The organism is Parasphingorhabdus sp., from assembly GCF_048269915.1.
Taxonomy (GTDB): domain Bacteria; phylum Pseudomonadota; class Alphaproteobacteria; order Sphingomonadales; family Sphingomonadaceae; genus Parasphingorhabdus.
In genome coordinates, this window is the sequence record NZ_JBLWTY010000001.1 from 727,418 (window position 1) to 742,024 (window position 14,607).

General features: G+C 47.9%; 15 protein-coding genes. 2 read left to right on the forward strand and 13 right to left on the reverse strand.

What is annotated here, in order from left to right; genetic code table 11:
* Positions 1-181: 181 nt before the first annotated feature.
* From rfbA to rfbC, 4 genes are read right to left on the reverse strand one after another with little or no spacing between them, the layout of a single operon-like run.
* Entirely contained in the window at positions 182-1,060 is an 879-nt protein-coding gene (gene rfbA / locus ACN0WX_RS03445; protein WP_417620874.1) for a glucose-1-phosphate thymidylyltransferase RfbA, read from the reverse strand.
* Positions 1,057-1,908: a dTDP-4-dehydrorhamnose reductase gene (rfbD, locus tag ACN0WX_RS03450; RefSeq protein ID WP_417620875.1), complete on the reverse strand. Its 852-nt coding sequence runs from the start codon at positions 1,906-1,908 to the stop codon at positions 1,057-1,059. Before rfbD ends, rfbA begins: the two co-directional genes overlap by 4 nt.
* Positions 1,905-2,945 carry a dTDP-glucose 4,6-dehydratase gene (gene rfbB / locus ACN0WX_RS03455; protein ID WP_417620876.1) on the reverse strand — a complete coding sequence of 347 codons (1,041 nt, stop codon included), beginning with the start codon at positions 2,943-2,945 and terminating at the stop codon, positions 1,905-1,907. Before rfbB ends, rfbD begins: the two co-directional genes overlap by 4 nt.
* Before the next feature lie 10 nt (positions 2,946-2,955).
* Positions 2,956-3,513, reverse strand: a complete 558-nt coding sequence (rfbC, locus tag ACN0WX_RS03460; RefSeq protein WP_417620877.1) for a dTDP-4-dehydrorhamnose 3,5-epimerase — start codon at positions 3,511-3,513, stop codon at positions 2,956-2,958.
* 206 nt (positions 3,514-3,719) lie between these two features.
* On the opposite strand from rfbC, the gene ACN0WX_RS03465 reads away from it, so the two are divergent.
* Together ACN0WX_RS03465 and ACN0WX_RS03470 are read left to right on the forward strand one after the other, a co-directional pair.
* Positions 3,720-4,526, forward strand: coding sequence for a class I SAM-dependent methyltransferase (locus ACN0WX_RS03465; protein WP_417620878.1), 807 nt, complete (start codon positions 3,720-3,722; stop codon positions 4,524-4,526).
* 126 nt (positions 4,527-4,652) lie between these two features.
* Positions 4,653-5,831, forward strand: coding sequence for a glycoside hydrolase family 99-like domain-containing protein (locus ACN0WX_RS03470; RefSeq protein ID WP_417620879.1), 1,179 nt, complete (start codon positions 4,653-4,655; stop codon positions 5,829-5,831).
* 16 nt (positions 5,832-5,847) lie between these two features.
* Here the strand turns inward: ACN0WX_RS03470 and ACN0WX_RS03475 are convergent, their stop codons facing one another.
* The 9 genes from ACN0WX_RS03475 to ACN0WX_RS03515 all read right to left on the reverse strand — a co-directional run bounded on the left by ACN0WX_RS03475 (position 5,848) and on the right by ACN0WX_RS03515 (position 14,605).
* Positions 5,848-7,131 (reverse strand): glycosyltransferase family 4 protein, encoded by a 1,284-nt coding sequence (locus ACN0WX_RS03475; protein WP_417620880.1) that lies wholly within the window; start codon positions 7,129-7,131, stop codon positions 5,848-5,850.
* On the reverse strand, positions 7,118-8,050 hold the full coding sequence (locus ACN0WX_RS03480; protein ID WP_417620881.1) for an aldo/keto reductase: 933 nt from the start codon (positions 8,048-8,050) through the stop codon (positions 7,118-7,120). The genes ACN0WX_RS03475 and ACN0WX_RS03480 overlap by 14 nt, the downstream gene beginning before the upstream one ends.
* 17 nt (positions 8,051-8,067) lie before the next feature.
* On the reverse strand, positions 8,068-8,703 hold the full coding sequence (locus ACN0WX_RS03485) for a sugar transferase (RefSeq protein WP_417620882.1): 636 nt from the start codon (positions 8,701-8,703) through the stop codon (positions 8,068-8,070).
* Positions 8,703-9,944 (reverse strand): hypothetical protein, encoded by a 1,242-nt coding sequence (locus tag ACN0WX_RS03490; RefSeq protein ID WP_417620883.1) that lies wholly within the window; start codon positions 9,942-9,944, stop codon positions 8,703-8,705. Before ACN0WX_RS03490 ends, ACN0WX_RS03485 begins: the two co-directional genes overlap by 1 nt.
* 131 nt (positions 9,945-10,075) lie before the next feature.
* Positions 10,076-10,672, reverse strand: coding sequence for an acyltransferase (locus tag ACN0WX_RS03495; protein WP_417620884.1), 597 nt, complete (start codon positions 10,670-10,672; stop codon positions 10,076-10,078).
* A 65-nt stretch (positions 10,673-10,737) separates the two neighbouring features.
* Complete coding sequence (locus ACN0WX_RS03500; RefSeq protein WP_417620885.1) at positions 10,738-11,610, reverse strand: methyltransferase domain-containing protein; 873 nt, start codon at positions 11,608-11,610, stop codon at positions 10,738-10,740.
* A 12-nt stretch (positions 11,611-11,622) separates the two neighbouring features.
* Positions 11,623-12,840, reverse strand: coding sequence for a hypothetical protein (locus ACN0WX_RS03505; protein ID WP_417620886.1), 1,218 nt, complete (start codon positions 12,838-12,840; stop codon positions 11,623-11,625).
* A gap of 9 nt (positions 12,841-12,849) precedes the next feature.
* Complete coding sequence (locus tag ACN0WX_RS03510) at positions 12,850-13,773, reverse strand: transketolase family protein (protein WP_417620887.1); 924 nt, start codon at positions 13,771-13,773, stop codon at positions 12,850-12,852.
* A complete protein-coding gene (locus ACN0WX_RS03515; RefSeq protein ID WP_417620888.1) occupies positions 13,766-14,605 on the reverse strand; it encodes a transketolase in 840 nt (279 codons plus the stop codon). Before ACN0WX_RS03515 ends, ACN0WX_RS03510 begins: the two co-directional genes overlap by 8 nt.
* Positions 14,606-14,607 lie beyond the last annotated feature (2 nt).

Sequence of the window (14,607 nt, forward strand, 5' to 3'; positions counted from 1 at the left end):
GACGGATTCGCGACTGGTATCTCGGTGCCCGGCAACGCGACGGGGCTTTATGTGTGATGATCATGGTAAAATCTGTAATATCGCTACCGGCCCAATTGGGATTGTATAGCCAGAATCATCGTTTAATTCAAAGAACTTAGCTTTCAATCGAGCGCTGCTATACTATCGATAGCGATCCTATTTAGCGATTCAAAATCTTACTGAGATATCGTCCATAGTCATTTTTTTTGAACATCTCGATACGGGTTCTTAGCTGTTCGTCATCAATCCAACCATTGCCATGGGCAATTTCATCCGGAGAGCCGGCTTGCAGCCCTTGTCGGCTTTCGAGCGTACGAACAAAATTTCCGGCGTCAAGCAAACTACCGTGTGTGCCTGTGTCCAGCCATGCGAAACCCCGACCCATTAATTTTACATCCAGCTCTCCGGCATGAAGATAGTCTTCCAATAATGTGGTTATTTCCAGTTCTCCGCGATCCGAGGGTTTAACCGCGCGCGCTCTTTCCGACGCCTTGGAATCCAGAAAATATAATCCGGTGACCGCATAGTTGGACGGCGGATTGGCCGGTTTTTCGATGATTTGTACTGCGTTTCCGTCGTTATCCATATCCACGACTCCGTAACGCTCCGGATCGGAAACATGGTATCCGAACACCGTCCCGCCAGATTCACGGGCATCGGCTTCAGCCATTAATTTGGACAGGCCATGGCCATAAAAGATATTATCACCGAGAATCATCGCTGACGGAGCGCCGTCTAGAAACTCTTCGGTGAGCGTGTAGGCCTGGGCCAGTCCTTCGGGGGCTGGTTGAACAATATAACTGAGGGAAATTCCCCATTGCGATCCATCACCCAGCAAACCAATAAACTGGGCTTGATCTTCGGGAGTGGTGATAATAGCGATTTCCCTTATTCCTGCCAGCATAAGCACGGATAAAGGATAATAGATCATAGGCTTGTCATAAATTGGCAACAGCTGTTTGGAGATGCCAATTGTGATTGGGTAAAGGCGTGTACCTGAACCTCCTGCCAAAATAATACCCTTGCGTTGCTTGGTCATTCAACTGCTCCGATTTCCGTCAGGATTTTTTTAAGGCCCGCGCGCCAGTCTGGCTGCTTGATGTCATAGTCATTTTCAAGATCGCTACAATCCAGCAAAGAATTTAGCGGGCGTTCCGCAGGCGTAGGATATTCACTTGTTGGAATATCGTGCACTTTTATATCACGATTGGCCTGACGAAATATTTCGCGAGCAAAATCAGCCCAGGAACATCCAGGAGTACCGGAATAATGATATGTACCACTGTTCTTTTGTCCTTGTGCCAGTTGCTTTCCGATCGACAAACAGGTTGCTGCAATGTCTGCGGCAGGCGTGGGGCCGCCAATTTGGTCGTTCACCACGGATAGTTGGGACCGGTCTTCTGACAGGCGCAGCATTGTTTTGACGAAATTATTCCCAAATTGAGAGAACACCCAAGAGGTGCGAAGAATGACATGACATCCCCCTGCGTCACGGACGCCCTCTTCCCCCTTTAGTTTCGAAAGCCCGTACACGCCAACTGGATTGGCTGGATCCGATGGTCGGTGTGGGGAATCGCCTTTCCCGTCGAAGACATAGTCAGTGGATATCTGGATAAACGGTATTCCATTCTCGGCTGCTGCCGCTGCCATCGCTGCTGGCGCCGATCCGTTGACTGTCATGGCATCATGATAGTCGTTTTCGGCATTATCGACTGCTGTATAAGCCGCCGCGTTTATAATGAAACTGGCGGATGATTGCGCGATCAATTCCGCGCAATGGTCAGGATTGCGCAAATCGGCTGCGGTACGCGGCAATGATATGACGTCGGCATGTTTTTGAAGCTCGCGTGCAACTTGCCCAGATTGGCCAAATACTAATATTGTCACGCTTTGACGCCTAGCCTCCTACCCACGCCCTCACGGTTCTGTAAAGAACGCCACCACTGTTCATTGTCGAGATACCACTGCACGGTGAGATTAAGTCCCTGCTGCAGGGTAAGCGACGGTTTCCAACCTAATTCTTCGCGAATTCTAGAGGGGTCAATTGAATATCTCAGGTCGTGACCAGGCCGGTCGGTGACGTAGGTGATCTGGTCCTTATACGGCTTTTCTCCCGGGCGCTTTTGATCAAGCAGAGAGCAAATGGATTGCACGATCTCGATATTCTGCGCCTCGTTTTCGCCGCCAATATTATACGTCCGGCCGAGCTTCCCCTGCTTGGCGACAGTCAGAAGGGCGTCAGCATGGTCTTCGACATAAAGCCAATCCCGAACATTTTTTCCTTCCCCGTAAACCGGGATGGGTTCGCCGGCCAAAGCTTTTAAAATAACCACCGGAATGAGCTTCTCCGGAAACTGATATGGCCCGTAATTGTTTGAACAATTGGTAATGAGTACCGGTAATCCATAGGTTTCGTACCAAGCCCTCACCAAATGGTCGCTTGACGCCTTGGACGCCGAATAGGGCGAGCGTGGATCATAGGGCGTGGTTTCCGTAAACTGCCCTGTGTCTCCCAGGGCGCCGTAGACTTCGTCTGTCGAGATATGATGAAAACGAAAACCTTCTGGCTTGCCCGCGTTGACCCAATATGTACGGGCGGCTTCGAGCATATGAAAAGTGCCCATGACGTTGGTATCGATGAAAGTCGCTGGCCCATCGATTGATCGATCGACATGAGATTCCGCGGCCAGATGCATTACCAGGTCCGGCTTATGGTCGCTAAAAACTTCATCCAGCGTCGTTCGGTCACGAATGTCAGCGTTGACAAAATGATAGGAGTCACTTGCTTCCACTTCAGCGACATTGTCCAGGCAAGCGGCATAAGTAAGGGCATCGACGTTGACGACGGAATGACCTGCAGCGATAGCTTGTCTAACCACTGCTGAACCAATGAAACCGGCGCCGCCGGTTATTAGAAGCTTCATATATTATCCCTTAACAAATGAACGGGCTGTCAAATTCCTGAAAACTTTGCGCGTTGGCGTCTTTTTCTGAAATAGTGACATCCGATGCTCTGACACCCCAATCGATACCGATGTCCGGGTCGTCGAATCGCACCGAGCCGTCACATTCCGGAGCGTAATAATCACTGCATTTATACACAACTTCGCAGTTGTCTTCCAACGTCAGGAACCCGTGCAAGAACCCCTTTGGAACCAATAGCTGGCTTCCATTGTCCGCCGATAATTCTATTCCGGTCCACGACCCATAATTTGGTGAATTTTTTCGGACATCGACTGCTACGTCCAGTATCCGGCCACGACTCACCCGTACCAGCTTGTCTTGGGCGTGGGGCGGGGATTGAAAATGGAGTCCCCTGACGGTCCCGGCTTTGGCCGACAGCGAATGGTTGTCCTGAACAAATACTGTATCTATTCCATGCAGTGACAGGGCTGCAGCATTGTAAACTTCAGAAAAAAAGCCGCGAGCATCAGAAAATCGTTTGGGGGTAAGCAGTAGAACGCCCGGAAGAGTTGTTTCGTCAATCTGCACGATGCATTTTCCGCCTTGTTCCTCAATTCAGTGTCTCTGTACAAAGAAGGATATTGCATTACAACCGGGCCGTGCTGGTAAATTGGACGAGTTGCAAATCGTCCATGGTAGGAAAATCAATCTGCACCCAGGTATTTTTGGTTAACTATCTTGACAGATCAGCAGCAATCCTTAAGCGGGCAGTCGTCTTTTGCGAAGGAATATTTATGAACCCGTCACCGGCTGCAGACGCACAAGAAATCGCACGAAAGCTAGAAGAAAAAGAGTTTCACGATTCCCGCGAGCGCGATCGCAAAATCATGTCGGAAGACGAATTTTGGAAGAAATATTCGAATAAGAAATGGTATACAGTTTCTGCTAAAATCAAGGAAGACTTCCTCAATATCATTTCAAAGGCACCCAAGGGTTCAACATTCCTCGATTTGGGCTGCGGGCTTGGTGAGCAATCGCTAACGGCAGCCAAGGCGGGCCTGAAAGTGCATTCAATCGATATCTCGCCGGAAAGCGTGGAAGAAACCCGCGACTTGTTGACGCGTAACGGATTTACTGATTTTGAAGCGCAGGTGATGGATGCAGAGCACCTTACATTTGAAGACAATAAGTTCGACCTGATTGTCTGTTCTGGCGTACTCCACCATATGGATGTCGTTTCCGTGTTTCCTGAACTGGCAAGAGTGTTGAAACCGAGCGGAAAGATTATTGCTCTGGAAGCATTGGGCTATAATCCCTTCATTCAGGCCTACCGGCGGCTTACGCCAAAATTGAGAACCGCATGGGAGGCGGACCACATTATTACGTTCAAAGAACTTAGAATAGCAAAAGAGAGCTTTGAAAAAATCCAAACTAAAAATTATTTTCTTTTGTCTATACTTGCGGCGTGGTTTCATAAGCGTAGTTTCTTCAAGCCTATGCTCAAAACGCTATTGGCTATTGATGACGTAATCCTGAGAATCCCCGGTTTCAAACATATGAGCTGGCAGATTATGATCACGATGTCTGGTCCGAAGAAATAGACAGGACAAATATTTCACAATCGTTTGTTTGGACTGAAACCACTACATCCCGAATATCGCTTCATTAATCCCTGAGTATGGGTGAAAGACTACGGTATCTTGGATGCAGAGCAGGATTAGACAGTGATGACCAAAATTCTAGCTTTCTTTCTCCCGCAATTTCATGACGATCCTCTCAATAGCAAATGGTGGGGCAAGGGCTTCACAGAGTGGGTGAACGTCAAGGCGGCGAAACCTCTGCATGCAGGACACCGGCAGCCGCGGGTTCCTTTAAATGGATATTATGATCTCGAAACCCCGGAAGCGCTAAACGCACAATTCGACGAAGCGTCCGATCATAATATCGATGGTTTTGTTTTCTATCACTATTGGTCAAAAGGCACGCGTCTGCTGCGTAAACCACTGGATTTGCTGCTGGCGAATCCTGAGGTCGGAAAAAATCAGACATTTTCGCTCTGCTGGGCCAATCACGCTTGGACACGTTCTTGGAAAAATCGTTCGGGCGCGCTCGATGTTCTGCTCGAACAGGAATATGAAAGTTCGAAAGAAGAACGTGCAGAGCATATCGATTTTCTCGTCCGTTGTTTTTCAGACCCGCGATATTTGAAGACCAATGGGAAGCCCTTATTGTGCATCTATAGTCCAGAAATCATCCCCCAGCTGGACGCATTTATCGAAGAGCTGCGCGAAAAATGCATTCAGGTAATTGGTGCAGATTGCGAGATTTCGGGTGTTATCAAAAATTGGCAATCGGATTGGAGTTTCTTGTCTTTGCTGGATAGTGTGACTCTGGCCCAGCCCGCGTTGTCTCAGTACGCATCGCCCGACATTTTCGACAAGACCATCTCTGCCCGCAAGCTAATATTCTCTCCATCGGAAATTGCCCGAGGTCTGCCTGCTTGGGCGAAGAAATTGCTTTACCCTATACAAGATCGATTTTTTAATCGGGTGACCTTTATCGATTATGACAGTGCCTGGCAAAAGGGATTGGAGCAGATCAGGAGAGCTGTGGAATCAGACCGAAAAGTCCACGTAAGCACATTTGTAGATTTTGACAATACAGCCCGATATGGTCCGCGAGCCAAAATTTTCACAGGCTTTACGCTGGAGAAGTTTTCCGATTATTTCGAGAAAGCTTACAGATTGGCGCAAAAAAATACCGATTCAGGTTTGTTAATGGTCAACGCCTGGAATGAATGGGCCGAGGGAATGTACCTTCAACCCGATGAAGAATTTGGCAATGCTCGCTTGGAGATTATTCGTGAGATTGTCGCAAAGAACCGGAATGAAAAGTCGGCAGAATAGACGATCCTGGTCTAAATCAACCAGTCCCATCGACGTTGGTATGGCACAAGTCCTCGACCGTCCGCGCAAATTTTGAGTAAATCACTTTTTGCTCGAAATTTTTGTCAAACAGGGCTTTTACCCGTTCCTGCATCTCTTCGCGATCGTCGCGCTGCAATAGCTGATCAATGGCGGCTATGAAACCATGCTCATCACCAACATCGAAGTTGATACCGATCCGGTGCTCCATCAGAAAATCGGCAAATTCTCCTTCAAGTGAGGATATTATCGGCAGAGAGGCTGCCATATATTGGAACGGTTTGTTGGGGAATGTTCCGGAAACTGATTGCAACGGCATCATTCCGACGTCGGAACATCTTAGAAAAGCAGCGGTCTGGCTTGAGTTCAGCCACCCTAAATAAGAAAGATTGGAAAGTCGCTGTGCTGCATCTTCAACCAACGGCCGCTGCTCGCCGTCGCCGGCAACGCAAAAATGTATGTCAGTTTGGCCCAGCTCTTCGTAGTGGCGTGCGGCCTTGACAATAATATCAAGATCGTAGGATTTTCCGAAAGACCCCAAAAACGCGAAGATAGTTTTGCCAGACAGGTTGTCGAAGAGGCTGTTAAGTTCGGAATTCCCGAAATCTTGATCGCTGCTGTTATTTTGAGCGCCGATTGGATAAAATAAAAACTTCTTGTCCCCGCGCAGCTTTGCGGGTGTATTTTCCAAGCCCCACTGTAGATATTTCTGTGAAACAGCGGTGACGGCGGTGGCAACAGACAGTGCCTTTTTCAGATCACGCGTTTGCGCCGCCAGAAAAGGGCTTGCCAGAGAGGATAGAGTTTTGCCCAATTTGTCGATGAATACGTCGGGCCACAAATCCCTGATATCCAGAATGAATGGAATGTCGTTGTCCTTGGCATAGCGGGCCGCGGACGCCGCTGCTCCGGGAATGGGATATGCTGCCAGAATAAGATCTGGCTGGATCTCCAACTGGTTTAACCATGCGGTTATGCGTTTTGCAAACCGGCGATGATGCAGCAGTCGGCTGAACGATATGTTGCGTTGATAAGATCCGCATTCCAGCAAAACGACATCGTAAGCGGCTGAAACGTTGAAAATGCCGGGATTGTCGATTTTCTCTTTGAACTGATGTGACCAGGTTGTCGCCAACCATGTCACATGATGCCCGTCGGATACGAGTTGCGCAGCCAGACTACCGAGTCTTAAACAGGGGCTGTTTTCCTGAATAGGCAGAAGCTCGCCATCCTTGATGACAACGATGTGCTTTTTGCCATTGAGACGACTATCTTTTGCCAAATTTTCGAACCTCCCTGTCAATCTCTGTCCAGTCCATGTCACTGTTTAACAATGCAGCGGCCTGCATTAAGTCGGACAGATGGGTCCTCGATTTGATGCCGACCAGCGGAAGGCCGTTGGGCAGAGTCCTGGCAACCCACGCAGCGGCTATCGAAACCGGGGATATGTTTTCTTTTTGCATCAGCGCGATTAGCGGCCTCGTCAGCGCAATTTTTCTATCGCTGAAATTTGTATAATGTGATTTGGCGCGACGATCATTGTCTCCGAATGATGCGCGGTCGTTGTATTTTCCAGAGAGCAGGCCTTGTGCCAAGACGCCTGTCGCCAGGAACAGACAGGAAGGCACTATATTTACCATCGCATCAATTTGAGCCGCGCAATTTTGATGAACCATACTGAATTCTTCAGAATGGGACTGAAAATTCGGAAAGGATGCAAAAAAAGATTTTGATCGGCCCGACAGGTCAAGATTGGATACACCATAACCACCAATCTTTCCTTTCTCACAGCATCTCTCAAAAAAAGAAAATATGTCCTCGAGCGGGGTTTTTCTGTCCCAGTAATGTAGTTGATAGAGGTCTATAAAATCTGTCTTGAGCCGCCTCAAGCTGGCGTCCATCGCCTGTTCCAGCCAAGGTACAGAACAGTCATAAAAAACTTTCCCCTGACCGTCGAAACGTATGCCTCCTTTGGTGGAGATAAGTATGTTTTTCCGCAAGGGTCCCAGCGCCTGCGCGAGTTGCTCTTCTGATACCCCGCGTCCGTAAGCATCGGATGTATCGAAAAAATTGACCCCTTGTTCGGCGGCCAGGGTGGCAGCCTTGCGACACTCGACTATATCGACGTCGCCGAATCCGTGGACACCGAGAGGGCCACATCCAAAGCCCATGGGAAACAGATCATGGCCGAGCAGGGACATTGGCTGTTTTACCTCCATTATTTCTGGACCATTGCCTTGAGCATCGCGACCGGTGTTCTGACCAAAATCGAGAAATCTTTCAGCATGCTGCGTTCAGACACATATTGCAGACGCAATTGTTTTTTGCGCTCTAGTAATTTTTCAAGAATTTCATTTTCATTTTCCTTTCCGTCTGCGGCTAAGGAGCGCTGCAAGTCGGAAAATGCGAGGGTTCCATAGTCAATAATACCGGGTTTGACGGAAAGAATTATTTTGCGCTCTTCTGCACCATATTGATCAACAAACTCGCGCAATTCGGGGCGCGGGCCAACGATCGAAATCTGGCCCGAGAGAACGGAGAAAAATTGTGGCATTTCATCAATTTTCGTCAGCCGTAACATCCGTCCCAATGGAATGATGCGGCTATCTCCCAATGTTGTCACACCGGAACCGATCTGGTCAGCATTTTTCACCATCGATCGTATTTTCAGGATGGAAATATCCTTTCCATAACGACCTACACGGCGGCTGCTATAAAATGGATTGCCGGGAGAGACTACGAGGACGATGAATATGCCAATGAGCATCAGCGGCATCCAGACGGGAAGCGTCACCAACACAACGAGAAGGTCAAAAATTCGTTTGGCAAAATCGTAAATGGGGGAGGAGTGCATCAGAGCTCCACACCTGGCATTTTGGCGGGTGATATGGTGGCCTGGTGTTTTCGAATATAATATATCCCGAAAATAGGAGCAAGAATACCCAAGAAGAAAATGGTGAAGGCAGCAAAAGAGTATATTGCGGATTCTACATCAAATTTCGACTGCAACACTATTGGAACCGCAAGAATGCCGATCGATGCCAGTACGGATAGCCACCAAAGAGGTTCTTCGCCGCGAGCCCTAAAGTAATAACCCAGCGCGAAAAAAATCTGATTAAAGCAAGCCGCAATTGCATAGACTGTCAGCAGACTCAAACTCGGGAACCTGTCCACTATTGCAACATCGTAAAAATCCAAAACGAATACCCCCGACAAGATCAGCGCGCATGCCATGATCATCAGGGTTACTGTGAACAACAGAACTTTCAGGAAGTCCCGATTAAGTGACGCAAAATCGTTGTTCTTGGCCAAGTTTGTCCAGCTTTTAATATTATAAACCAAAAAAATATTCACTGATGTGTTCAGTGCCTGCAACACTTGCACTGCAATGCCCATTTTCCCTGCCTCAATTGGCCCCGCAAACCGATATAAAAACGGAATTTGCGACTGGAAAATAACATAGCCGGAAAGCCAGGTCATTGCGACTTTTGTTTGAAATGGCAGTATATCTTGAATCCATTTTATATCAGATGTTCGGGCAGCCAGATTTTGAAAGCTGCTCCTGATTTGTCGAGAAGAAGCCAGAAAATAGACGGCAGCGACCAGCAATGCGATAATTGCAGCAAATACCATGCTGATGATACCGAATCCCATGGCCGCAAAGATATAAAGGCTGACGATGTTAACGAAGCTCTGAATCGAGCGGCTTAGCGCCGCTTCGACAACGAAGCCAACGCCTTCGAACATACGAAGAAACAGATGAAATATCATGGTGAATGAGATGAACAGGACATAAACCAGCCAGATATTTGTAAGATAGGCTGCGTCAGGGCCGCCATCCGAGAAAAGCAGATATCCGACGATGCCCAGAATACCAATAAGGACAGTGCCGGCGACAGCAGACCACCGCAAGGCAAAAACAATAACTGGTTTTAGCTTCTCAAATGACTCGACGTGCATGTCGTGGGGGTCATCAGACCCGGCATCCGCCATTTCCCGACCCGCGATATTTGCCAGAACAAACCCTGCTCCTAGATCGAAGAAAAACTGTGCCGCAGCGAGGCTAAGGAACGTATAGAATTGTCCTTGTTCCACTTCGGAAAGAACACTGGCCGCGACGTATACAAGCAAAAGCCCAGAAACCAGACTCCAGACCCTAGCGGCAAAAACAACATGGATTTTGCGATATTTGGCGAAAATAGAAATGGGTTGTTTCTTTCGGACTTCTATTTTTTCAGTGCAGAAAAAATAGTGTGGGGTGGAACGTCTGCACGCACGGTTGTGTTGGCTGCGATGATAGCGCCTTCTCCTATTGTGACGCCGCCCAATATGATGACTGAATCCCCGATCCAGACATTGTCACTAATTATTATGGGGCCTTTTGTCGTCAGCGGCCTGTCTCTGGGAGGTGTTCCGTTTTTTAGCGCAATATCTTTCGAAGGCGATCCGTGATTATGATCGACCAGTAAAATGTTGCTTCCGCCCAGTACGTTTGCCCCGACCGAAATTTTTTCAATTGAACCGGCGTGGAAATAGTCGCCAAAACTGGTGTTTTGTCCAAAAATGATAGTCCCAGTAACATTTGTTTCAGGATTCAAATAGCACTCAATCCGAGGCGCGCGACCAAAGCTTACATTTCGCGAGAAGAAAATGCGTTTTGAGTTGACAAATTTTCCGGAACTTGAGAATCCTATTTTTCTCGACGAACCTTTGGCGAAGAAGCCAGAAAAATAATATATGTTCCCGCGCAATCGCAAAGTTCCCGCGCGGAAGGCACGGATCAAAAAATTCGCTACAGACTCGTTACTGAAATCTCTAGGCACTTATTACACCCTTCCCACAACGTTCTAACCAACGTTCTCAAATTGCATGTTACGACCCAGTCCGGCTAAATTTTCTTCGCGTGGTCCACCAGCATAACGGGAACATTATTGATGATCGGGTAAGCTAATTCTGCTTGTTCGGAAATGTAGGCGCTATCATTTTTTGAGTAGACAAGGTCCGATTTTGTTAACGGACAAACTAGGATGTCATCGAGACGAATTGGTTTCTTGTTCCTGCTACTCTTCCATTTTCTAGCCAAGCCTCCAACCAGACTGTTGGCGTTGCTGCCACCACCATGGCTGTTGTTGTCCATCTCCCCCTGCTCAACAAATCCGGCAGGAGGATCGTTAAACCAATCAAGAGATAAATCCTGATCGACTCGTTCAAAATCTATATGGCCCTGCCATTTAAGACAAACATGGAACGCTTCTGGATGTAGCGAAAAAAACTGTCGCCACTGCTTGTTATCTTGAAAAACATCCAGCGATGACAAGAAGGCGTCATGGACGGCATCTGATTTATTCCGAATAAGCAATTTGTTTTTAGAGAGCGCAACTTCAGTAACATGAACATCAAAAGGGTGAAGCCGCTCGTAAAACACGTTCGGCGTTTCAATATATCCTGCTTTCGAAACTCTCATCAATTCCGAAAGAAATTTTTCTGGTTCCTTGACATGTTCCAGCACATGATAGGCAAGAGAATAGTCAAAGCTCCCTGTTCGAAATGGCATTTGGCATGCATCGGCCAACACCGCTTGACGGTCTAACTTGACGCTGCGAAGGCGATGGCCATTATCAATGAACTTTTCGAGAAGAATATCTGCATAGGGGTGTGGATTCCCACCGGATCCAACTTCAAGCACAGAATCTCCTGCACCAATTGGCAGCCTCAGTTTCCGGGAACTCCAATAAACTCTCTTGGCCAGTTTTCTTATCACCAGTGATGTTCCTCAGACAAAAGTTCGGTCGGCATTTCCCATATGTCTCGTTTGACCATCTTGGGAAACGAAGGCGCCAATAATCGTAGGAGCCATACCTAAAAAAACAATAATAGCAAATGGACCCAGGGAGAATATATTGCCGTAGTAAAGATACATGGCGAGAATTAAAGCAATGAAATTGAGAGGGAGTTTCAAATCCTCAGATACCCTGGAGATGCGATATTCTATCAGGTAAAAAAGCGCCCCGATCAAAATTCCTGCCAAGAATATAAAGCCTGAACCAAGGTTTCTGTAAAGGTCGCCAACCACACCTACCGGCGCTACATATTGAGCAAAAGCATCCCGGCTACTAATATAGTCCCCACCCCACAAAATGCTTATCCGCGAGAATTCAAGATATAATGGCTGCTGCATAATATCGAATATCCATGTTTGAGCCATTTTCACCGGACTTAGGACAATGCGGTTTATTAGAATGGCTTCAACCGTATCCGTTACTTCTGAGAAGCTAAAGTCTGTTTGATTATATTGCAGAAAGGTAAAAACTGCGCCAATAAAGCCTAAGGCGACGATACTAATAGCGCCAACCATCAATTTGAAAAGGTTGCTTGAGCTGCTACTGTACAAGTAAAACGCAACCAATACAATGAACATCAATATAGGGCCACGGTCAAGGTTGACGATCGAAACCGCAAGGAACACGATAATAAGAAATGACAGTACAAGGTGTTTCGGTTGGCTGCTGTAGATATTGAGTGACAAGATCGACAGGATAGCGAAGGGCAAGATCAAACGCCGTGACAGCTCCATCAGCGAAGGAAGAATACCCTCAATATCTTCCATCCCCATATACCGGAAATCGACAGAGTCGATCGCACTTCCCAGCAACATGATTTTTTCATATCCTCCATCCGCGACATAGAGAATTGAAAAAACAGCTGCGACGACGCCCAAGACGCTGATCGCCGTTCGCATCTGATTGATCATGCTCTCAGACAGAGTTTTTATAGGGGGCGCCCTGCTGGCAGGGTCTGATTTTGCAAGAGACTTGAAAAAAACCATCAGTGTTAGTCCGGCAACGCTTAGGCCAGCAACGAACAACAGATAGACTTTGACATGCTCCGTGACACGATAGTCAAAAAACGGATATTCGCCCGACAGAATCAACCAGCTTAAACCAATGCCGTACATGACCATCGGGATAAAAAGGAAATACCGGAATATCATGAGATCGGGCTAACCGCTCTGAACATTGTCTTGCGCAATCTTGAACACATGATCGGCAGACATTTTATACTCGTTCCGGAGAAATTCCTGATCGCCTACTACCGACGGATAAATATCCTTTAGTCCGATCTTCGCGAATTTTGCGGGCCTGACGTCATGTTCCAAACAGATATCGGCAATTGCCGAGCCCAAGCCGCCGACAATATTATGTTCTTCGAGCGTCAGTATCACGCGCGATGACGATAAGGTTGCAGCAATTGCAGATTCATCCAGCGGCTTCAAGCAATTCAGAATAACCACGCTTGATGCAATGCCCGTTTCGGCAAGCCGCTTTTGGGCAACCAATGCTTCGTGGGCAATTGCGCCAATCGTTACAATGGTAATATCTTTGCCTTCGCCCACGACGCGGTGCCTGCCGAGCTGCAGGGAGCCGGTGTCGTCCGGCAAGCCTGCGCAACCCTTGTCGATTCGGAGATATTTCGGCCCGGGCCGATCTGCCATTTGCCGGGTCAGCTCTGCGGCCTCCCAGGGGTCGGCTGGCGCAACAACTTCCATATTGGGCAGCGCACGCATTATTGCCAAATCCTCTGTCGCGAAGTGCGACATACCTAGTGAGCCATAAGAGAATCCGGCACCAACCGAAACAATCGTCACATTGGCATCATGATAGCATATATCGTTTCGAATCTGCTCCAAGCAGCGCAAGGTCGGAAAGTTGGCAATGGAATAGGTGTAGGTTTTGTAACCTTCCAGAGCCATTCCGCACGCTATTGCGGTCATATTTTGTTCGGCCACACCGGCGTTGATATATTGTGATGGAAAACGATCGGCAAAATCTGTCAGCACCCCGAAGCCCAAGTCGCCTGTGATCAGCACGATTGACGGATCGACTTCTGCGAGATCAGTCAATGCTCTGATAAACGCATCACGCATGATCGGTGTGCCTCCCGTTTTCCAATTCTTTGATCGCCGCCTTATACTCATCGCCTTGCGGTGTTCGATAATGCCACAAGACGCTGTTTTCCATGAACGAGACGCCTTTTCCTTTGGTGGTGTGACACAGCACAACCGATGGCTGGTCAGGTGTCGTGCGAGCGGTCTCATATGCAGCCGCCAAGGCGGGGTGATCATGCCCGTCAGCTTCGATCACCTGCCATCCAAAAGCTGCCAATTTATCGACAAAAGGTTCTAAATTTAACGTATCGTGGGTTGAGGCCAAGGATTGAATCTTGTTGTAATCGATGGTTGCCGTAATATTCCCCAACCGATGATGGGCGGCAAACATAAATGCTTCCCAGTTAGAGCCCTCGTCACATTCGCCGTCAGAAAGCAGAACATAAACGCGGTGGCTTTCGTTTTTCAACTTGGCCGCCTTCGCCATACCAACGCCTACTCCGAGGCCATGGCCTAATGAACCAGTCGAAAATTCGACGCCGGGAACACCCTTGTGTGACACATGTCCGGAAAAGATCGATCCGTTCTGATAATGTTGCGTTAGCAATTCCGTGTCGAAAAAACCTGTTTCCGCGAGTGCGGCATAAACGCCTGCTCCGGCATGTCCTTTCGAAAGGATGAACCGATCGCGAGCCGGATGCTTTGGATTTTCAGGATATATATCCATTACTTGGCCGTATAATACGGACAATATATCGGCGATCGACAAGATTGATCCGATATGGGAGCTTTTGCCTCTGGACGTCATGTTTACGGCATGAAGTCTGATACGGGCAGCCAATTCTGCTGTCGAAAGTTTGTTTTCTGGCATTG